The 20,019-nt window shown below is 62.9% G+C and carries 16 protein-coding genes and 1 riboswitch; of the genes, 10 read left to right on the forward strand and 6 right to left on the reverse strand.

The genetic code is table 11. From position 1 onward, the window contains the following. The first annotated feature begins 148 nt into the window (after positions 1–148). On the forward strand, positions 149–1,339 hold the full coding sequence (locus HBF25_RS10525) for an SGNH/GDSL hydrolase family protein (protein WP_166948152.1): 1,191 nt from the start codon (positions 149–151) through the stop codon (positions 1,337–1,339). Here HBF25_RS10525 and HBF25_RS10530 read toward each other — a convergent pair. Beyond that, positions 1,320–3,119: an FAD-binding oxidoreductase gene (locus HBF25_RS10530; RefSeq protein ID WP_166948154.1), complete on the reverse strand. Its 1,800-nt coding sequence runs from the start codon at positions 3,117–3,119 to the stop codon at positions 1,320–1,322. The genes HBF25_RS10525 and HBF25_RS10530 overlap by 20 nt on opposite strands. Before the next feature lie 102 nt (positions 3,120–3,221). Beyond that, positions 3,222–3,488 carry a metal/formaldehyde-sensitive transcriptional repressor gene (locus HBF25_RS10535; protein WP_166948156.1) on the reverse strand — a complete coding sequence of 89 codons (267 nt, stop codon included), beginning with the start codon at positions 3,486–3,488 and terminating at the stop codon, positions 3,222–3,224. 56 nt (positions 3,489–3,544) lie between these two features. Between HBF25_RS10535 and dmeF the strand changes: the two genes are divergently transcribed. From dmeF to HBF25_RS10555, 4 genes are all read left to right on the forward strand, one after another. Beyond that, a complete protein-coding gene (gene dmeF, locus HBF25_RS10540; RefSeq protein ID WP_166948158.1) occupies positions 3,545–4,522 on the forward strand; it encodes a CDF family Co(II)/Ni(II) efflux transporter DmeF in 978 nt (325 codons plus the stop codon). Positions 4,523–5,131: 609 nt separating this feature from the next. Further along, a complete protein-coding gene (locus tag HBF25_RS10545; RefSeq protein ID WP_166948160.1) occupies positions 5,132–5,560 on the forward strand; it encodes an S-adenosylmethionine decarboxylase in 429 nt (142 codons plus the stop codon). Between the two features lie 77 nt (positions 5,561–5,637). Further along, entirely contained in the window at positions 5,638–8,043 is a 2,406-nt protein-coding gene (locus tag HBF25_RS10550) for a TonB-dependent receptor (protein ID WP_243853176.1), read from the forward strand. A 224-nt stretch (positions 8,044–8,267) separates the two neighbouring features. Then, positions 8,268–9,149: a GNAT family N-acetyltransferase gene (locus tag HBF25_RS10555; RefSeq protein WP_166948162.1), complete on the forward strand. Its 882-nt coding sequence runs from the start codon at positions 8,268–8,270 to the stop codon at positions 9,147–9,149. Positions 9,150–9,190: 41 nt separating this feature from the next. On the opposite strand, the gene HBF25_RS10560 is transcribed toward HBF25_RS10555, so the two are convergent. Next, on the reverse strand, positions 9,191–10,375 hold the full coding sequence (locus HBF25_RS10560) for an SGNH/GDSL hydrolase family protein (RefSeq protein ID WP_166948164.1): 1,185 nt from the start codon (positions 10,373–10,375) through the stop codon (positions 9,191–9,193). Between the two features lie 61 nt (positions 10,376–10,436). Between HBF25_RS10560 and HBF25_RS10565 the strand changes: the two genes are divergently transcribed. From HBF25_RS10565 to HBF25_RS10575, 3 genes are all read left to right on the forward strand, one after another. Continuing rightward, positions 10,437–11,609, forward strand: a complete 1,173-nt coding sequence (locus HBF25_RS10565; protein ID WP_166948166.1) for a serine hydrolase domain-containing protein — start codon at positions 10,437–10,439, stop codon at positions 11,607–11,609. A gap of 151 nt (positions 11,610–11,760) precedes the next feature. Then, positions 11,761–13,275, forward strand: coding sequence for a hypothetical protein (locus HBF25_RS10570; protein ID WP_166948168.1), 1,515 nt, complete (start codon positions 11,761–11,763; stop codon positions 13,273–13,275). Between the two features lie 46 nt (positions 13,276–13,321). Then, positions 13,322–15,250 carry an asparagine synthetase B family protein gene (locus HBF25_RS10575; protein ID WP_166948170.1) on the forward strand — a complete coding sequence of 643 codons (1,929 nt, stop codon included), beginning with the start codon at positions 13,322–13,324 and terminating at the stop codon, positions 15,248–15,250. A 69-nt stretch (positions 15,251–15,319) separates the two neighbouring features. Here HBF25_RS10575 and HBF25_RS10580 read toward each other — a convergent pair whose 3' ends face one another. Both HBF25_RS10580 and HBF25_RS10585 read right to left on the reverse strand, forming a co-directional pair. After that, positions 15,320–15,850, reverse strand: coding sequence for a hypothetical protein (locus HBF25_RS10580; RefSeq protein ID WP_166948172.1), 531 nt, complete (start codon positions 15,848–15,850; stop codon positions 15,320–15,322). Beyond that, positions 15,801–16,187, reverse strand: coding sequence for a winged helix-turn-helix transcriptional regulator (locus HBF25_RS10585; RefSeq protein ID WP_166948174.1), 387 nt, complete (start codon positions 16,185–16,187; stop codon positions 15,801–15,803). The genes HBF25_RS10580 and HBF25_RS10585 overlap by 50 nt, the downstream gene beginning before the upstream one ends. A gap of 106 nt (positions 16,188–16,293) precedes the next feature. On the opposite strand from HBF25_RS10585, the gene HBF25_RS10590 reads away from it, so the two are divergent. After that, positions 16,294–17,235, forward strand: coding sequence for an aromatic alcohol reductase (locus HBF25_RS10590; protein ID WP_166948176.1), 942 nt, complete (start codon positions 16,294–16,296; stop codon positions 17,233–17,235). 27 nt (positions 17,236–17,262) lie between these two features. Next, positions 17,263–18,516 carry a phospholipase D-like domain-containing protein gene (locus tag HBF25_RS10595; RefSeq protein ID WP_166948178.1) on the forward strand — a complete coding sequence of 418 codons (1,254 nt, stop codon included), beginning with the start codon at positions 17,263–17,265 and terminating at the stop codon, positions 18,514–18,516. Here the strand turns inward: HBF25_RS10595 and HBF25_RS10600 are convergent. Next, positions 18,513–19,829, reverse strand: coding sequence for a voltage-gated chloride channel family protein (locus HBF25_RS10600; RefSeq protein ID WP_166948180.1), 1,317 nt, complete (start codon positions 19,827–19,829; stop codon positions 18,513–18,515). The genes HBF25_RS10595 and HBF25_RS10600 overlap by 4 nt on opposite strands. Before the next feature lie 81 nt (positions 19,830–19,910). Continuing rightward, a riboswitch (Fluoride riboswitch) is annotated at positions 19,911–19,972 on the reverse strand. Positions 19,973–20,019 lie beyond the last annotated feature (47 nt).

The following is a 20,019-nucleotide window of genomic DNA, read 5'->3' on the forward strand; positions in this document are numbered from 1 at the left end:
GCGCAGCACGTGTCCTTCCAGCAAAAGGCTGTCGCCTGCCAGAGCGTCCGGCGAGATGATGGCCTTGGGTGCATTATCACCAGGCTTTCGCACAACAGAATGCATGGCAAATCGATACAATCCCATGTCCCCTTAAAACGATATCCCCATGACGACTGCAAGCGACGGACTGACTGCCGTCCCTCTTTCCGCGGATTTTTTCCGTGGCGCCATCGACATCGAAACAACCGCGCGCGGTCTCCTGTTACACCGCCTTCCGGCCTGGGCCCGGGCCCAATACCCAGACCCGCAACTCACGATGGCGGAAGCGCAGCCGTCAGGCGTGCGCCTTGTGATGCGCACCAGCGCAACCATGCTGGAACTGGATACGCTACCCACCCGCCATGTCTACGCAGGCGTGCCTGCGCGTCCGCCAGGCATCTACGACCTGCTGGTCGATGGCGAGCTCACCGCCCAGGCAACGGCCGAAGGCGGTGATGTGGTCACGATCGACATGCGCACGGGCCAGGTAAGCCGGCAGGAAGGCCCCATCGCCAACCTGCGCTTCCCCGACCTGTCGCAGGGCGAAAAGCGTATAGAAATATGGCTTCCCTACAACGAAATCACGGAAGTGGTGGGCTTGCGTGCCAATGCCCCCGCCATGGCCATCCCCGATGAACGCCGCAAGGTCTGGCTGCATCACGGCAGCTCCATCAGCCAGGGCTCCAACGCCGCAAGCGCGAGCACCATCTGGCCAGCACTCGTATCCCTTGCAGGCAACGTCGATCTGATCAACCTGGGTTTCGGCGGCAGTGCCCTGCTCGATCCATTCATCGCTCGCACGCTGCGCGATACCGCAGCCGACTTCATCAGCGTGAAAATGGGCATCAACCTGGTCAACACCGACCTGATGCGCCTGCGTGCTTTCGTGCCTGCGGTGCATGGTTTTCTCGATACTGTGCGCGAAGGACATCCGGACACACCGCTGCTGGTGATTTCCCCGCTGTACTGCCCGATCCACGAAACCACGCCGGGTCCCGGCGCCTTCGATACCGAAGCACTGATGGAAGGCAAGGTCATGTTTCGAGCCACGGGCAACCCCGCCGAAAGCGCCGCCGGCAAGCTCACCCTCGAAACGATTCGCCGCGAACTCGCCCACATCATGGCGCAACGAACGAAAACTGACCCTCATCTGCACTATCTGGATGGGCAGGTGCTTTACGGAGCAGCCGATCACGATGCACTACCACTGCTCGACCGCCTGCACCCTGACGCCGCCACGCATCAGCTGATAGGCGAGCGGTTTGTCACGGCGGCGTTTGGTCCGAATGGCGCCTTCCTCAAACCGCCCGCCGGGTAAAACCGTCGGCGCTCCAATCCTCGCTACCCACGCCGTGGTGCACCACGAACAGGCCATCGGGATCGTAGCGGCGCTTCACTGCGAGCAAGCGCGGGTAATGAGTGCCCCAGAAGGCCGACTGCCAGTTGGGCTGGAAGTAATCGCTCTCGGAGACGTAGGCACCGCCGGCCGGGGCAACCTTGCGCAATTCGGCCAGCGCCGCGCCAAGGTCACGCTGGTCGCGACGGGCCTGCGCCGCATCGACGTGCACAGGGTCCATGCCCGGATACGCAGGCTCGGCATCCGCACCCATGATGGCCAGGGCAAAGGCATCAAGCACCTGTGGATTCATCGACGTGTCCCGTGTGCGCCGGATCGATTCCGCCGTGCCTCCGGCCATGCCCTTGCCGAAGAACAATTCCATGCCATGGTGGCGCGTGGCACGGAACAGGGTGTCCACGAGCCCTGCACGGCGATGATCGTCCAGCAGTGAAGACGGCAGCCAGATCGAACGATAGTCGTGGATGAACCAGCCGGCCTCATGCTGCTGGCCGTTCCAGATGATGTTCCGTGCCGGCGCACCGGGACGCTCGTCGTTGAGCATGTGCCCCGGGAAATGTTCGTGGAAATAGGCACCATCCCACAGATGCTGCGCAGGCACGGTCAGCACATTGACCGGCTCTTCCAGCGTGTATTCGCTGCGCTGGCCCACCCAGTCGATGAACGGTGACCAGGCATGCTTCACTGCGGCATCGTCCATGTCCTGGAACATCATCGTCAGGTTGAGCACGTTGTCCTTGCGCAGGGTGATGTGCTCGCCCCAGCGCGGATTGAACATATCACTGGCGTAGAACGCGAAGAAGCGATCAAGCAAGGCACGAAACGCCTCGTCCGTCGCCGCACGAATGCTTCCTCCCACGCCACCAAAAAACTGCGGCAGTTCATACGTGCGCAGGGTGACCCGGGTCACCACGCCGAAACTCCCGCCGCCACCGCCTTTCAACGCCCAGAACAAGTCGGGGTTTCTCGCTGGATTCGCGATGACCACACGGCCATCGGCTGTCACCACTTCGGCTTCCAGCAGATTGCTGGCCGCGCTGCCGAAGCGCTTGGAGAAATGCCCGAAACCACCACCCTGCACCAGGCCGGCCACGCCCACGGTCAGGCAGCCACCGCCTTGCACATAGCGACCGCCCCGCGTGGTCACGGCATCGTAGGCATCCATCCAGATGCACCCACCGCCCAGGCTCACGGCATGTTCCGCGGCATGGCCTTCGCAACCCTCGGGCACGAAGGCATCGTGCAGGGTCACGGCATTCATGGGACGGGTCCAGACCAGAAGCGCATCGGCGCCGCACGAGGTGCCCTGATAGCTGTGACCGCCGCCCTTCACCACCAGGCGTAAACGATGCGTGCGGGCGAAATTCACTGCCGCCGCCACATCCGCCGCGCTCTCTGCAGCCACGGCCCAGGGGCTGGGCTGGGATGTCCATGCGCCGAACCAGCCGCTGGTCTGCGTCAGGCTCACCTGGTCGCCCAGGTAGTACGGGTTGTGCAGGTTGCGCAGCGCCTCGGCCCGTGACGTGGCCGAGGCCGCGCCGGAAAAAGGCGATACCGGATTGAGCAACCGGCCACCGACCTGCCGGCGAAGATCCTCCCATGCCCCCGTATCCGGCCATGCGGCATCGCCAGGCCGTACCCGAGACATGGCGCCACCACGCAAGGCTCCGGCCATGGTCGAAAAGGCGGCAGGCAGGAGCGGGAGGGCCAGTCCGGCCTTCAGGAGATCGCGGCGACGCATGGGGCTTCCTTCACGTAGGGGAGCAGGTCATCGCACATTGTGACGCCCATACGTACCACCGTCATGGCGGTTTACGCCCCTTTACCCGCATCCTCGCGTGTTTCAGCGCAAGTAACTGCGCAGCACCGCCAGCACGGGTTCCAGTTCATGCAGGGCATGCGGATTACTCTCCGCCACATGCTCGCGCAGGTGGTCTTCCAGCATCTGGCTCATGAGCCCCTGTACGGCGCCGCGAATCGATGCCACCTGCTGGAGCACGGCATCGCAGCCCGTATCGCCTTCAAGGGCTTTTTCCAGCGAGGCCACCTGGCCGCTGATTCGCCGGACACGGGTGATAAGGGCTTTCTTGTTGGCAATGGTATGGGACATGACAACCTCTTCGTCGGGTGGATAGTATAGGGGGGTACCCTATACAGGCCAAGGCCATGATGACGCCCGATCCGCGCCCCTTCCAGCATTCCCATCACTTCAACGAAGGCAATCCCCTCGCCGAGAAGAACACACTGATAGCCGTCGCGATCACCGCCGTCATGATGGTGGTGGAGATTGCAGGAGGATACCTCTTTCACTCCATGGCCCTGCTGGCCGATGGCTGGCACATGAGTTCCCATGCGCTGGCCCTGGGGATTTCTGCCGCCGCCTACGTCATCGCCCGCCGGTTGACCTCGGATCGCCGCTTCGCCTTCGGCACCTGGAAGATCGAAGTGCTGGGGGGCTATAGCAGCGCGCTCCTACTGGGCGTCGTGGCGATCTTCATGCTCGTACAGTCCATCGAGCATCTCGTGCATCCGGTACCCATCAGTTACGACGAAGCCCTTCCCATCGGCGTGGTCGGCCTGCTGGTGAACCTGCTTTGCGCATGGCTTCTGAAGGGTGCCCATCACGGTCACGATCATCATGGCCACGACCATCACGGCCATGATGCACATCACCACTACGAAGACATCAACCTTCGCTCCGCCTATCTGCATGTGGTGGCCGATGCCGCCACCTCCGTACTGGCCATCTTCGCGCTGCTGGGTGGCAAGCTGTTCGGCATCGCCTGGCTCGATCCGGTGATGGGCATCCTGGGCGCCTTCCTCGTCGCGCAGTGGGCCATCAGCCTGGTTCGTACATCGGGTCGCATCCTGCTCGACGGCGACATGGATCATCCCGTGGTCGATGAGATTCGCGAGGTCTTCGCGCAGGAGCTTCCCCATGCATCCATCAGCGACCTTCATGTATGGCGCGTGGGCAATGGTCGTTTCGCCTGCATCGTCGCTGTCGTGAGCGAACGACCGTTGTCTGCGGATACCGTGCGCAGGCATCTGTCCGTTCATGAAGAACTGGTGCACGTCACGGTGGAAATCAGCGGTTATCACGCAACGGAAGCCACGCTGCATGGCATGGCCACGCCTGCATGAGGCGATCGTTTTCGGCCGTCCATCTGCAAACCCGCATTACATTGCTGCAATGCAGGAGATTTTCGTTGACAGGCCCCTGCGAGCCTGAGTATCGTGCCCCGGCCTTACGGGTCTCCCGTGGCACTTGTCTGGTTACCCACCTGCGAGAAATGGACAGTTACCCTAGTAGCCGCACCGATAACGGAGTCATCGCTCCGATGTCGGTGCCTAATGAAAACTTGGACGCCAGCAGCGGCCGCATCCGGTCGACCGGCGCTTTCCTCGCCTAGGGAAGTCCGGCCGTCGTCTGTGCTGCCTACGGCGCACAGGCGATGAGCCATGAAAACAACTCTTTTCCCCTTGATCAGCCGGACCTGCGTCCGCGCCCTGCCACGCCCGGGCCACGCCCGGGCGCGTCGCTGCAACATCCACGCTGACATGCGCCCTCCATCTCGCTGACCGACGACGCGGCCACGCCGCATCGTCGCGCGCCGGCACGTTCCGTGTCGTCGTGACAACTCACTGCCTCTGAAATAACGCAGGCCCTCCTGTCGCGTGACCGTGCGCCTTTTACGGCCACCTCGCGATACGAGCCCGCGCGTCCCGTCACGCCTTCAGCGAGTACTTCCCATGCACAGCATTCACTTCCTTGGCGAATGGCTAGGCTGCCGCACGTCTGTCGATGCCCTTCGTGACCCTGCATCCATCCGCGCACTTTGCGTGGAGCATGTGATGCGCCATCACGTGAGCATTGCGGGCGACCTGTTCGCCGCTTCGGCCCACGAAGGTGTCGTCGGCACCATCATGGCCGACGACATGCACATCGTGTTGCGCACGTTTCCCGATCGGCACGCCGTCGATATCGACCTGTACGCGTCGTCACGACACAACGCGGACATCGGCATGGTGTTCCACCTGCTTTCCGATCTCTGCGACGACTTCAAGCCCACTCGCACCATGCTGCACCGGGTACAGCATGGCACCGACTCCCAGGTCATGGGCCGCACACCGGTCAGGCCCACGCGCAGTTCCGGATTCACCAGCTGGCGAGCGGCCTGACCACCGCCTCGCACCTTTCTCGCCAAGACGCCCACGCCGGCCCTGACCGGCGTCCGTACCCGCACCTGGATGTACCCATGATTTTCCGCACGATCAAGAATGCTTCCTCCGCCTGCCCGCGCGCCCAGTCGGTTCGCGCAACGCGCCCAGCCCACCTGCTATATGGCCTTCGTCTTCCCATGCTGGTCATCGGACTTGGCCTGCATGCCTTGCCGCTACATGCAGAGGACACGACGAAAAATACCAAGAAGCAGAAGAACGATGACACGCCGGTCGTGCTCGACGGTGTGTCCGTGGCCGCACCCACGTCGGGCGCGGCACTCGCGTCGATCCAGCCGGTGGGTGCCAACGCCTACGTGCTCAATCGCAGCGATTTCGAGGGCTCGCTCAGCGGAGACAATTCGCTTGCCCTGCTGAAGAAAGTGCCGGGGGCCTCCTATACCGCCACCGATGGCCTGGGCCTGGATATCTCGGCCACCAGCCTGTTCGTGCGTGGTTTCCGCATGAGCGAAATGGGCGTGACGTTCGAAGGCGTGCCGCTCAATGACAGCAGTTTCCTCTCGATGACCGGTACCAGCGTGGTCAACGTGGGGGTGCCCGATGCGGTCGGCTCCATCGACATCACACCGGGCTCCGCCCGTGAAAGCCTGTTTTCCAGCAGCGCCAACGGTGGTGGCATCGCCTATGCACTGGTGCAGCCTTCGGCAACAGCGGGCGCAACGGTAAAGCAGGCCTATGGAAGCAACCGGACGCTCGTAACGACGCTCTCCGGCCAAACCGGAAAGCTGGGCGAGAACGGTCCGGAAATCGTGGCGGACCTGCAACGGGTATCGGCGAACAAGTACCAGGCTGCCGGTACGCAGCACTTCCTGCGTGGCGACCTGAAGGTGAAGCAGGACGTGTCATGGGGCGACTTCACTTTCTTCTTCTCCGGCAGCCATGCCGAGGTGTGGGGTTACAACAACCTGTCGTTCGACATGATCCGCAACCTGGGCTGGAAGGCGGACAGCCGGTATCCGAACTATGCCGATGCCTATAACGCCGCACTTCCTGAGAACGCCGATGCATCGTGCGGCGTTTATACCTGCGGCAAGCTCACTTCCCTGCTGCCCTACGACACCGGCCAGACCACCAGCGACTACATCGAATCCATCACCCATCATTTCCGCATCTCGCCGGACCTGAGCGGAAGCGTCCAGCTCTATGGAGCGAACAGCAAGACCTACGCCAGTCTCGCCGACCCCAATACGCCCTCGCCCACCGGCGCGCCGTTTTCCGAGCAGGTGCAGAGCCCGAAGGTGAATCGCTTCGGTGGCATGCTCAACTTCACGTATACAGCCGGAAACCATACGCTCACAGCCGGCTTCTGGCAGGAGCGCACGAACTCGGATGCGAAAACCTCCTGGTATAACGAACCCTTGCTCGGTCAGGGTGCGCCGCTGAACACCACGGGACCGTATACCACGTATGGCCCGGCGTTCCAGATCGCCAATGCATCGCACTGGCGTACCCGCTCGCGTCAGTTCTACCTGCACGACGATTACGCCATCAATGATGAGCTGACCCTTGGCATGGGTTTCAAGGGCGTAAGCTTCTCCACCACGGGTGGCGGCATCGGTGCCGACCAGGCTCCGTACGGCACCCTGCGGGTGAAGAACAACTTCCTGCCGCATCTTTCGCTGTTCTGGAGCCCGACACCGCAAACCGATGTCTTCGTGGATCTCGCCGAGTCCGAGAACGGCTATCGCGTAGCCCAGCGCGGCAATATCGGCTACACGGCATCCGTGTGGACCGTGTCGAGCCAGGACGAATTCGACAAGGCCGTCCAGTCGATCCGCCCCGAATCCGACTGGAACCTCACCGCCGGTGTCGCTCATCGTTTCGACAACGTGACCCTCACTTACGATGCGTTCTATAGCGTGATCCGCAACCGCCTGCTTTCCGCCGCGGTGGGCAGCCAGTTTGCCCAGGTGAATACGGTGGGCGTGATGCCGCGCATGCATATCTTCGGCAGCGATCTTGGCCTTACCGCCGACCTGTCCAGGCATGTGCAGGTGTACCAGGGCGTGGCCGTGGCGCGGTCGTTCTATGATCGCGACTTCGCCGTGGACGGCAATGTCTTTCCCATCAAGGGCAAGGCCCAGCCGGGTTATCCCATCGTCTCGCTGGTCACCGACGTATCGGCGCACTTCAACGCCTGGCGCTTCGGTGCCACCAGCACCGAGTACCTGCGTCAGCCCTTCTCGTACGAGAATGATATCTACGTGCCGAACTACTGGCAGGTCAACGCCTATGCCAGCTATACGCTGCCGGCCAGGGGCAATCGCCCGGAGCTCAGCTTCCGGCTGGATGCCAGCAACCTGATCAACCGGAAGAACATCGGCACGGCCACGATTGCCGGCTCGCCGTTCTCCGGTGATTACCAGACGCTGCAGCGCAGCGCGCCCCGCCAGGTGCTGTTCAGCGTGTCCGCGCGGTACTGACCACGACGCGGCACCGGGGTTCCGGTGCCGCCTCCCGCAGGAATCATCACCATGCTGGACCTCATCAGACGCCATGCCTGGATGCTTGTTGCCTGGGTCGTGGCCGTGGCGATATGTATCACTGTCGGCTATGGCCTGGGGTCTCCATACTGACTCCACAGTTCGTCCATGGGCTTACAACACGGGCGTCATAACGTGCGGACATCCCCCGCAAGTCCGCCCCCATGCTCAAGAAGATCCTGTCCGGATGGCAACGATCGGACCATGATACCTATCGCCGTGCCTATGAGCGGTTCGGAGGGAGCCTCTGCGCCCATCCGGCGATCCTCGCCCACCTCGACAGCCGGGGCGCCGGTCCCGTGGCCTTCTATCACAAGGAGGTGCAAGGCCAGATCGTCGGCGCCTACTTCGTCGACAGCAACGATGTCATTGCCCATCCGGTGACGAAGGCACCCGTGATCTTCGACAACATCATCCTGCCGATGGACCCCGGTCACCGGACCTACCTGCCTGCCCGATCCAAGCGGCTGTCCCATCGACATCGCGGGCAGTTCCTCAACTTCGCCTATGGCGCCCTGAACCGACGGACCATTTGCCTGGTAAAGGACGAATTCTCCCAGAAGACACGGAAAAACCGTCGCGCCGAGCTCAATCGTTTTCTCGATCAGGGTGGCGAGATTCATTCCGTGGATAGCTTCGGCGACGACGAGCTTGCACGTATCTACCGTGAACTGTTCATCATGCGCTGGCCGGGCGGCCACCCGGGCCATCGCCATGACGAGCTGGCGGCGTTCATCGGTGCCATCCGCTCCATGATGTTCGGGCATGTGCTCTTCTACAAAGGTCGCCCCTGCGCCTATGACCTGATCTACCGGGCCGAGTGTCCCCGCTGGGTCTATTTCGACGACCACAACGGCGCAATGGACCCGGAACTGAATCACTTCGGGCTGGGCAGCATCCTGCTATGGCTGAACATCCAGACGGCTCGCGAGCAATGCGCTGGCCTGGGCAAGGAGATGATTTTCAGCCTTGGCGGCGCCTATGAGAAATGGTCCTATAAAAAAATGTGGAGCCATGAGCATCGCCTGGGTCGCTCCCTGATCTGATCATCGCGGCCCCGCACGCCGGAAGGGTGCGGGGCTTGTGGTCAGTTGCTGCCCTTCGTGGTGAAACGGGCTTCCGTATTCGGCGTAAGCACGCCCACGTCGTAGTGCTTGCGGATCTCGTCCGCCCAGATCTGCGCAATCACCTTGTAGACCTCCTCGGTCGGATGCGCGCCGTCGCTGGTGGTCGTGCAATAGGCGGCCAGCTGGTTCCTCGGCGGGGCGCCATAACGGACTTCGATGCCGGTAGGCTGCTTCTCCTTCGTGAAGCCGTAGGAGTTGAGGTTGCGGCAGACATGGTCCATCCGTGTATAGATGTCCACGACATGTGCCGGGTTGCTCCGGAACTTCTCGTTGATTTCCTTGGCCAGCTCATGGCTGAAATTGAAGGAACCATCCGCGAAGCCGAGCACCTTGTCCGTCGCTTCCTGGCCGAGATATCGCACCGCCTCCTGTGGATTGGGCAGGTTGCCGAAGAGGAAGTACGCATTGGGATCAAGCGCAATGATCTCCTGGCAGACCTGGCTCATCTGCTGGGCCACGGCCTTCATGTCGGCCGGATCGCGGCCGTTGGTCACCAGGTCGTTCAGGCCGAACCAGATCAGATACAGGCCATTACCCGGCGTGGGGCCATAGGCGCGCAAGTCGGCACGATAGCGATCGAACTGTTCGCGGAACGTCCCCAGGCCGGCACCCCAGCGATCGGAACCACCCATCGCACCGCCTTCGGCGTAGTTCACGTAAAACAGCGGATTATCGGTGCGTGATGCGCGGTTGCTGTTCTGGCTCCAGCGCAGATGCGGCGTGGCGGCCGCCTCCGACGTGGGCTTGTCGACGGTAATGAGCGGCTGGCCGCCGGCCCACTCCCAGATGAAGTCGGTCCAGTTGCGATTGTCGCTGAAGCGGTTGACCTGGTTGGTGCGCATCAGTCCGAAGAGTGCGGCGAACTGGCCGGCCACGGTCTTGCGCTTGACGCCGATGTCGGAAAGGCTGTCCCCGAAAACGATCAGTCGTTTGATGGCGATGTTGGGCATGGCAAATAGTCCCTCGATGCATGGATGGATGAAGCCATTCGATGGCTGAAACGAGGCCAGGAAGAACCTCGTGGCAGCACTATCGCCAGCGGCGCGGGCCTCGCCCATCGGGAAAAAACTGATTTCCAGGGCATCGTGATGCGGCCATTCGCTGCGCTCCACGCGGTATCCATGAAACGTCCATGGCTCCCGCACATGGCGTTCCTAGAGTGTCCCCTCATCAGGAACACGTCCCGCGTACGGGAAGGAATGGCTCATGACACTGACACGCCGCTCGCTACTTCAGCTGGGGCTGGGCGGAATGCTGCTCTTCCCGCTTCGGCCCGTCGCTGGATACCCTTCCAGGGCAACCCGGTTCGACGCATGGCGACGCGAGTTCGAGGCAGGCATGCCTTCCCTCATGCGGGCAGCAAAGGTCCCTGGGTCCGCCGTGGCCATCACGGCACCCGGCGCGCATCACTACACCGCCGCCTTCGGCATGGCCGATATCCATCAAGGACGAAGGTTAACGGCAACCACGCCCATGCATCTGGCGTCGGTGAGCAAGCTGGCAACGGCGCTCGCGCTTGTCCAGCTGTTCGAGCGAAAGGGGCACGATTTGCACGAGGGCCTGGACCGGTACCTCGACTTTCCGGTGAGAAACCCCCGGTACCCAAAGCAGATCATCACGCCCCATCACCTGCTGACCCACACCTCCAGCATTTCAGATGAAGGCTATGGCGACCTGACCCACCCGGGCGATTCGCCGCAGAAGCTCTCCGATTTCCTGAGTGGCTATCTGGTCGAAGGTGGAAACACCTGGTCCCGCGATGGATCGTTCCTGCCACACCCACCAGGAGCAAGCTGGTCCTACTCCAATGTCGGCATGGCCCTGGCCGGGCATGTCGTCGAGGCGGTCAGCGGCCAGAGCTTCGCTTCCTATGTCCAGGCCAACGTCTTCACCCCGCTGGGCATCGAGGGCGCTCACTGGTCGATCGCTGCATTCGGCCGTGACGTCCTCGCCACGCCTTACGTGGTCGAAGCCAATGCTTTCACCCCTCTGCCGCAACAAGGCTACCCGGATGTGCCCGCAGGGATGCTGCGCTGCTCGGTACACCAGCTCGCCACGCTGCTTAACGCCATGCTGCCCGGAATGGCTTCAACGCGCGCGATAGCTTCCGATGAGGCCCTGGCACGCATGCTGCGATCCCAGGTCGATCCGGCCATCGCTCCGTACCAGGGCCTGGGCTGGGTTTCGGAGGACGTGGGCGCAAGACAGGTGATCGGCCACAGCGGCAGCGATCCCGGTGCATCGAACATGGTGGCCTTGAGCGATGACCGGCGCCACGCCGTCGTTGTCCTGATGAACGTCGATGGCTCCCGCCGGAGCGCCCGGTTCAGGGACCGGGTCACGCACGATCTGCTTGGCGGCGCCGCATTGCTCGACTGAAGCGCCCTCTGGCGTGCCTGATGGCACGCACATGAACACATTCCCTGGCTGCCCCGGTCTCCATGCGTCGTCCATAAAACGTCCATGGACCCCGGACATAGCGACCTTAGGATGCCTCCCGTCATTGGACATCCCATCACCGAGCGCCTACATGAGCAAACCCACGACATCTGCCCGCTCAGGTGGATTCACCGACCATGCCATTGCCTGTCTCGTCATCGTGCTCATCGTGATGCCGCTGGCGGCCTTCGGTGCATGGACGTCCGACTATCTCTGGCAGCGTGGAATCACCTGGGAACAAGGTGAGTGGGTGCTGGCCATGATGCCCATGGGCACGTCCGTGGTGTTCCTGTCGCTACGATCCGATCCCATCGCGCCCGGTATCCGCAGTGGCCTGCTTCCGGGTTTCGTGCTCACAGGCCTCGCCTCGGCAACCTTTCACGGTGGCATCGACATCTGGTTCATGCTGGCGGCCAGCTTCGCCTATGGCGCGGGTATCGGCCTGCACCTCATCTGGCTGGCCAGGAACGCAACCCATCTCTTTCCTGCACCGAAGGCGGCGTCCCGGGTTGCATTGCATGCACTGCCCGCGGTGGCGCTCTACCTGCTGACAGCCGATGTCCTTCCCCTGATCGACACGATCAGCACGCCCGACGGCGGTTTCCTCGTGGCCGTGGCGGCATCGTCGATAGCACTGATCCTGTGCCCGGTCACCTGGCCGGCAAAGCAGGGCCACCGGCTCAGGATCGATCCCTGGCTTGCCCTGCTGTCGACCGTCTCCCTGATCTCGTTCTGCCTGGCGTTCGTGCGCAACGTGGATCACCGCAAGCAGGTGCTGTCGTCCGCCATGCTGCTGATCGACGGCCTCATCTTTGCAGGGCTCTATCTCGCCCGCCTGAATGCCACGCGCGGCATCAAGGTCTCGCCACGCTCGTTGTGGTCCACTCCGCTCAGGCGCGCCCTGCTTTCCCTGCTGAGCTGCGGGGTATCCGCGCTGGCGATCCTGGTCATCCTCTCGATCGGCAATCCGGATATCGATCCGCCCGGATCGATGAGGCCGGAAGTCCGGCTATGTGTCTTCGTCATCAGTGCTTTCGTCGCAGGCCCCCTGTTATGGGCCCATGTGCCGCGTCCATTGCGACACGCCTTCATACCCATCTGCATCGCAGTGACGTCGGCCGCTTGCTTCGGTCTCTATCTCACGCGATCCCAGGCAAGCTGGGTCGGCTTCGCGATGATCGCGGGTACGGCCCTGGGCGGTGCCATCGCATGCTGCATGATGCGACTGTCCAGCCTCAGCCCCGGCGATGGCTCGCGCAATCCGCTCCGACTGGGACTGGCCGCCGCGTTCCTGGGTGGAACCTTTGGCCTGGTGGGCGCGTTTTCGCTGATGAACCAGATCTACATCGGCGGCCTGCTGCCCGATCCCAATGAGGCACTGCCGCCAGGGCGCCCATTACGCCTGGCCGAAGCCCTGACCGTGCTGGACAGGACGGGACCGAACGACGATTACCCTTCGCTCATCGCCACCTCCGTCACGGGGAGCATCTACGGCTCACTCGCCATCCTGTGCATCAGCCTGGCCGTGGCCGGCATCCTCGCCACCATCGCGCCGCCTGCCCTGCATGCCCGATGGCGCGGCAGCGCAACCTCTTCGCGCGGTTGATGCTCCGCCCCTCTCCTGAATACCCCTCTCTTGGCAGGTGATCGATATGTCCGGTCTGGCTGGCGTGTGGCGAGCGTATCGCCCGATGTCCGAAGAATCGCTGATGTCGTTGTCCGGGCACATGCTGTCGGCCATGCCACATCGAGGTCATGTGCGTCATGTGCAGGCCCATGCACCTCTCGGCGTTGCCATCGCCGCATGCCGGCCGGCCCACGGTCCGGTCTCTGCGACCACCGCCCGTTCCAACGACGGTCGCTACATCGTGGTCGTTGCCGGTGACCTCACGCTTTCCCGCGATGAATCGCCCGTCATGTGGGCCATGCAGGACCTGGATTCGCCGGCGGACAGGCTGATACGACGCATCCGCTCGCAAGGCGTCGGGAGTGCGATCGCACAGATACGTGGATCCGCCTGTGTCGCCGTGATCGATAGCGTCGAAGCCACCCTTACCCTCTCGCGTGACAAGATGGGCGAGAAGTCGTTGTACATCGCCAGCACGGCAGATGGCTTGCTTTTTGCCACCGAAGTGAATGCCATCGAGCAACTGGCCAGCCCACTTGCGATCGACAGGAGTGCCGTTGCCACATTGCTGAGGCATGGGTATATCCCATCGCCTCATAGCATCTACAAGGACGTTTCCAGATTGCCGGCCGGCTGCTTCGTGCAGTTTCAGCTTGATGGTGCTCCCCCGGCCCACGTTACCGGCCTGCCATTCAGGCGTTACTGGGACGTTCGCAAGGAGGTGCTGGGAGAAATCGCAGAACGGCGATCCGACGGACTGCGAACAGCCGAAACGGATCTTCGCGACGTACTGGCGATGTCGATCGAGGCACGCCATGGAAGGCAGTCCTGCGCCCTGCTGACCGGTGATGTCGAATCGAGCGTCATCGCCGCCATGCTCCAGGCTCAGCAGGAAGAACCCCTACAGACGTTTGCCGTTGGATTCGAAGGACAGACCCAGAACCTGGAACGCGCCGACAGGATCGCCAGCTACCTGGGCTGCCATTTCGATCCGGTGGTGCTGGGACACAACGATGTCCTGTCACAGGTCGAGCGGGTCATCAGCACGGCCAGCGAGCCGCCGTGCCTGCCTTCCGCCGTGATACTTGGCATGGCTGCCGGGGCCGCTGGTCATGCCCATAAGCAGATCGTGCTTGGCGAGGGCGCCAATGAGCTGTTCTTCGGCCATGATGCCTACCGACGTGCGACACGCCAGGCACGATTCGTAGGCTCCCTGCCGATGCGTTTCCGGCAACGGCTGGGATCGTTCAAACTGGCAAGGAAGGCTCACGCGTGGAGTGGTCATGCGCGCGATCCCTTTGTGAAACTCACTGCCACGTCCGTGGAAGACCACTACCACGATGCGACGACACTCTGGCAGCATCCCGGGCTCGCCGTACCAGGAACGGAAGCCTATCCCACCGTGTTTTCCCGGCCCGACGAATGGCTGGATACGGAAGCGACGGCCGACCGGCTCCAGTATGTCGACCAGCGCATGCGGCTTGGCGAGGGGCTGCTGCCTTCCGCCGAAGCAGCCTGCATGGCGCATGGCGTGACGCCCTGCTTTCCGTTCATGGACGAATCGGTGTGGCGCTTTTCATGGCGCCTGCCCGTGGCTTACCGGTACGGATACCGGGAACACAAGCTGGTGCTGAAGAGGCTGGCGGAACGATATCTCCCAGAGAAACTGCTGGCGACACACAAGCCCATCGCTGAAGCACCGGTTGCGGCGTGGCTTCGCGGGCCATTGCGCGAATGGGCCGGTGACTTGCTCAACCGCCGTTACCTGCAACAGCAGGGTATTTTCGATCCGGAGGAAATCCTGCCGATATGGGAGGCGTTTCTTGAAGGGCGACAGCAGTGGCACGGGCATCTGTGGCCGGTGCTGATGTTTCAGGCGTGGCAGCAGAGTCGTCGCTCCTGCGAAAACAGGAGCTCAGGGCTGAGAGGATGGGCAGAGCAGGAGCCGATGTGATGCATCGGCGATAAACGGTTACCGGGGCGCTGGATTCCTGCTTTCGCAGGAATGACGGGTTAGGGTGGCTTATTTCTGGATGGGGATGTTCAGTGTGATCCAGCGTGTCACTACGCTGTCCAGCGATTCGCGTGGGGGGATGGTCAGCGGCAGTGCGCGGGCGAATTCCATCGCGGCCTTGGTATACGCCTGCTTGCCCCGGGCGGAGGCCTGGCGTGCCGCGGCCTGTTTTTGCCGGAGCTGGACGATATGCGGGCTGGGCTGACCGGGGCGTGCGAATTTCTGGTATTTGCGCAATTCGTCGGCGGCCAGGGCCGTATCGTGCGCCGCCTGCGTGACCGCAGCCTGCCCTTTCAACACCTGCACCAGCCAGGTGCCGGCCGGATTCAGCACTCCGGCGTCCGACAATAACGAAGCGACGGCAGCATTCGTCGCACAGGCCTGCTCCACGCGCGCCTGGAATACCGCCTCATCGGTCACGCTCTGGGGAGGAACTTGCGTCACCGGTATCTCCAATACGTTTGTCAGCCGGGCATGGTAACGATTCCGGTCAGGTCGCGTCATCACCATCGAAGCGGCGACGCGCGGCGCGGAAGGCATCCGCGTTATCCATAACCCACGTCCACAGCGGCAGCATCCCCGTCAGCAGGCCTTTTCCAAGCGATGTAAGCGTGTAATCCACCCGTGGCGGCACTTCGGCATGGTCGTGCCGTGCGATGAGCCCGTCGCGCTCAAGCTGCCGTAGCGACCTGGTGAGCATGCGCTGGGTGACGCCACGAAGCCGACGCGCGAGTTCGGCATGGCGAAGCGTCCCCGCCACGCCCAGCTCGTACACGATGCCCAGGGACCAGCGATTGCCCGCATGGGCCAGCACCTCGCGCTTCAGGCCGCCGTCTTCGTCGCTCAGTGCCTCGCAGGCCGCCCGTGAGCGCGCCATGACCTCAGCGAAGGGAATGTCGTCCGGTATCACTCGTGTGCCTTCTTGTCCGCGAATCGCCCGCACCTCAGCTTATGCCACGTCTCCCCACAGAAGTCGAAAAACGATGCCAGCGATCAAAACCACGGAACAGCACACCCTTGTCATCGGCGCGGGAGAACTGGGCATGGCGGTACTGAAGGCCCTCGCGGCGCAGCCGGTCAAGGGCAGGCTCAGTGTGCTGCTACGACCTGCCCGGCCACACGAAACGGACTCGACCCGCAATGCTGCCCTGCGTGCGCTTGGCGTGGATATCGTCCGCTGTGACCTCGCCAGCGCGCCGGAAGAAGAGCTTGCCGGCATATTCGCGTCCTACGCCACGGTCATCTGCTGCACGGGGTTCGTCGGCGGCGCGGGCACGCAACGCCGCATCACTGCCGCCGTGCTTCGCGCGGGGGTGGATCGCTACGTGCCCTGGCAGTTCGGCGTGGATTACGACGTGGTGGGACGCGGCAGTGACCAGGGCATCTTCGACGAACAGCTCGACGTGCGCGACATGCTGCGGGCGCAGTCGCGCACGCACTGGGTCATCGTATCCACCGGCATGTTCACCAGTTTCCTCTTTGAACCTGCGTTCGGCGTTGTCGATCTCGAAGCGGCGAAAGTGAATGCACTGGGGCGCTGGGACAACCGCCTCACCGTGACCACGCCCGAAGACATCGGGCAGCTCACCGCTGCCATCCTCGCCCATGAGCCTCGCATCGACGACAAGGTGATCTTCGTGGCGGGCGACACGTTTACTTACGAACGCCTGGCCGACATGGTGGACACTTACCTGGGCAGGAAAACGCAACGCACCCTGTGGACCGTCGACGCACTGCGCGACGCCGTGCAGGCCCATCCGCACGACAAGATGCGCCGGTACCACCTGGCCTTCGCGCGCGATACCGGCGTTGCCTGGGACAAGGCCGTCACCTTCAACGCAGCGCAGGATATCGCGGTGACGGAGGTTCCTGCGTGGCTTGCGGCGCATGCGAACCAACCGTCACACGGCGGTGTTACTCTATAACGATCAACACTCGCCAGGTTCCTCCGCATGCGCTCAACCCGCCGTCCCCTGCTGGCCCTTGCCGCCGCTTTTGCACTGATTCCCCTGTCGAGCCATGCGGCTCCGGCGGCACGCCAGCAAAGCACCTTCGAATGGGTCGAGAGCGTTCCGGAAGAAACCAGCTACGGCCTGCCCGATACGGCACGCACCGGCCCTACCTGGCTGTCGATGATCAAGGGCGCGAAAGACCATATCGACATCGCCGCCTTCTACCTGACCAACCCGCCCGGCCATGCGCTTTCGCCCATCGTGGATGCGCTGGTCGCGCAGGCGAAGAAAGGGGTGCGGGTGAACCTGCTCATCGACACCAGCTTCATGCATGAAAGCCAGCCCTGGGTCGATGCACTGACGGGCCTGCCCGGCATCACGATCCGCCAGATGCCGGTAAAGGACCTCACCGGCGGCGTGCTGCACGTGAAGTTCATGGAGATCGACGATCGCGATGTCTTCGTGGGCAGCCAGAACTGGGACTGGCGTGCCATCCAGCACATCCACGAAGTGGGCGTGCATATCGGCGACGAACGCATCGGCAAGACGTTCCGTGCGGAATTCGACCACCTGTGGCACCTGGCCGAAAAACCGGCCGATGCACTGGTCGCCGCACCGCTCGTAGCCGCCCCCTCGTTCGAACCGGCCACCGTGCTCTCCCCCGTCGTCATCAACGGCAAGGACGATGGCCCGTCGACTATCTTCCCCGCCTTCAGCCCGGCAGCGCTCCAGCCGTCCTGGCTGACGCTGGAAGCTCCGACGCTGACGCAGATGCTCGACCAGGCACGCACCCGCATCCGCATCCAGGTGATGACGATGTCGGCCTTCAAGGACTTCGGCCCCAAGGGCTACTGGACCGCACTGGATCTTGCCATCCGCAATGCCGCCGCACGCGGCGTGCAGGTACAGGTCATCGTGGCCGACTGGGCGCTGCGCGGCCATGACCTCGCCTACCTGCAAAGCCTGGCGCTCATGCCCGGCGTGGAAGTGAAGTATTCCAGCCTGCCGCAGGCGTCGTCCGGCCCCATTCCCTACGCCCGTGTCGAACATGCCAAGTACGCTCTCGTCGACGACGAGTCGGGCTTTGTCGGCACCGGCAACTGGAGCTGGAGCTACTTCGAAAGTGCCGTGAATGCCTCGATCTTCATCCACGGCCCACTGGTGCGCCCGCTTGGCCGCATCTTCGACGCAGACTGGAACGGCCCTTACGTCAAGCCGCTAAGCGCATTCCAGCCCACCGCGAAACAGCCTTAAGGTACGTCGTCCGTCACGGCCGGGGTCTCGCGTAGCTTCTTCCTGTATGCCTTGACCTCGGCCAGCCGCAGATCCTCCGGCAGGTGCCGCACATGCTTGGCCCGGCCAAGGCGCTGGGCGTGATAAATGCCTGCGTGTCCGGAAAACAGATAGCTCACAACGCAGGCAATCAGTGCGAACGGCGCGATGGACGGCCCGAACAGTTCGATTGCCATCACGGTGCAGGCCAACGGCACGTTCGCCGCGCCGGCGAATACCGCGACGAAACCCAATCCGGCCAACATCCCGACAGGCAGATGCAGCAGGGGCGCCAGCGCATTACCCAGCGTGGCGCCGATATAGAACAACGGTGTCACCTCGCCGCCCTTGAAGCCCGACGCCAGCGACGCGACCGTATAGGCAAACTTGCCCGCGAAATCCCAGGGCGCAACAGGATGCTGAAAGGCTTCCACGATGGTCGGAATGCCCAGTCCAATATACCGCCATGCAGGCAGGACGCTGACAGACAGCGCAATCACCGCACCACCCAGCAACGGGCGTAGTGGCGCATAGGCAATCCGCCGCTTCATCCAGCCACCCAGATGATGTGTGGCCGTGGCAAAGAGCAGGCCCACGAGGCCGAAAACGATACCTGCCGCGATCACGCCCAGCACCGGCAGCAGCGTGAGTGCGCAGACATGATCCACCACGTAGTGGGTGTGGTGAACACCCCACGCCAGGCAGACCTGATCGGCCACGATGGCGGCAATCACGCAGGGAAACAGCGCGTCGTAGCGCATGCGCCCGATAGCCAGTACTTCCAGGCCAAACAATGCACCTGCCAGCGGCGTGCCGAACACTGCGGCAAAACCACCACTCATGCCGGCCATCAGCAGGATGCGCCGGTCGTCGGCTCGCAGCCGGAATACATGAGTCAGCTGGTCGGCCAGCGCACCGCCCATCTGCACGGCCGTACCCTCGCGTCCCACCGATGCGCCAAAGAGATGGGATACCACCGTGCCGATAAGCACCAGCGGCACCATGCGCCGGGGGATGATCTTACGAGGGTCGTGGATCTCGTCGATGATGAGGTTATTGCCCGCCTCCACCGACTTGCCCACGCGCTGATACGCCCAGCCCACCACGAAACCTGCCAAGGGAAGAAAGCCGATCAGCCACGGCGATGCCTCGCGGGTGTTCGTCGCCCATTCCAGAGCCAGGAGAAAGAAAGCGGAAGCGGAGCCGGCCAGAACGGCAGCCGCGCAAGCCATGAGCAGCCACTTGCCCATGTAGGGAAACAGTTCCCATTGTTCCAGTGAACGAAGGCGTCGCATGCGGATTCCAAAAGGTGTGTCGTTGAAACACCTGGAATAACGGGGCGAGAAACGCACGAGCCTACGCCCCGGAGGATTCCAGGATACGTAGGCATCATCAGCCCGAGGGCGGTTCGCGGAGGCATGCCATCTCCGTGCCGCCAGTGTAACGGGTCACCCGGGCCTGTTAAAGCCGCGGGTTATTGCGCCT

The organism is Luteibacter anthropi (assembly GCF_011759365.1).
Lineage (GTDB): Bacteria > Pseudomonadota > Gammaproteobacteria > Xanthomonadales > Rhodanobacteraceae > Luteibacter > Luteibacter anthropi.

Coding starts and splice junctions, on each gene's coding strand:
- HBF25_RS10555 (WP_166948162.1), top strand. CDS start 8,268: ATGCTCAAGAAGATCCTGTCCGGATGGCAACGATCGGACCATGATACC.
- HBF25_RS10545 (WP_166948160.1), top strand. CDS start 5,132: ATGCACAGCATTCACTTCCTTGGCGAATGGCTAGGCTGCCGCACGTCT.
- HBF25_RS10600 (WP_166948180.1), bottom strand. CDS start 19,829: ATGCGACGCCTTCGTTCACTGGAACAATGGGAACTGTTTCCCTACATG.
- HBF25_RS10525 (WP_166948152.1), top strand. CDS start 149: ATGACGACTGCAAGCGACGGACTGACTGCCGTCCCTCTTTCCGCGGAT.
- HBF25_RS10570 (WP_166948168.1), top strand. CDS start 11,761: ATGAGCAAACCCACGACATCTGCCCGCTCAGGTGGATTCACCGACCAT.
- HBF25_RS10595 (WP_166948178.1), top strand. CDS start 17,263: ATGCGCTCAACCCGCCGTCCCCTGCTGGCCCTTGCCGCCGCTTTTGCA.
- HBF25_RS10550 (WP_243853176.1), top strand. CDS start 5,638: ATGATTTTCCGCACGATCAAGAATGCTTCCTCCGCCTGCCCGCGCGCC.
- HBF25_RS10585 (WP_166948174.1), bottom strand. CDS start 16,187: ATGGCGCGCTCACGGGCGGCCTGCGAGGCACTGAGCGACGAAGACGGC.
- HBF25_RS10530 (WP_166948154.1), bottom strand. CDS start 3,119: ATGCGTCGCCGCGATCTCCTGAAGGCCGGACTGGCCCTCCCGCTCCTG.
- HBF25_RS10565 (WP_166948166.1), top strand. CDS start 10,437: ATGACACTGACACGCCGCTCGCTACTTCAGCTGGGGCTGGGCGGAATG.
- HBF25_RS10580 (WP_166948172.1), bottom strand. CDS start 15,850: ATGCCTTCCGCGCCGCGCGTCGCCGCTTCGATGGTGATGACGCGACCT.
- HBF25_RS10590 (WP_166948176.1), top strand. CDS start 16,294: ATGCCAGCGATCAAAACCACGGAACAGCACACCCTTGTCATCGGCGCG.
- HBF25_RS10575 (WP_166948170.1), top strand. CDS start 13,322: ATGTCCGGTCTGGCTGGCGTGTGGCGAGCGTATCGCCCGATGTCCGAA.
- HBF25_RS10535 (WP_166948156.1), bottom strand. CDS start 3,488: ATGTCCCATACCATTGCCAACAAGAAAGCCCTTATCACCCGTGTCCGG.
- dmeF (WP_166948158.1), top strand. CDS start 3,545: ATGATGACGCCCGATCCGCGCCCCTTCCAGCATTCCCATCACTTCAAC.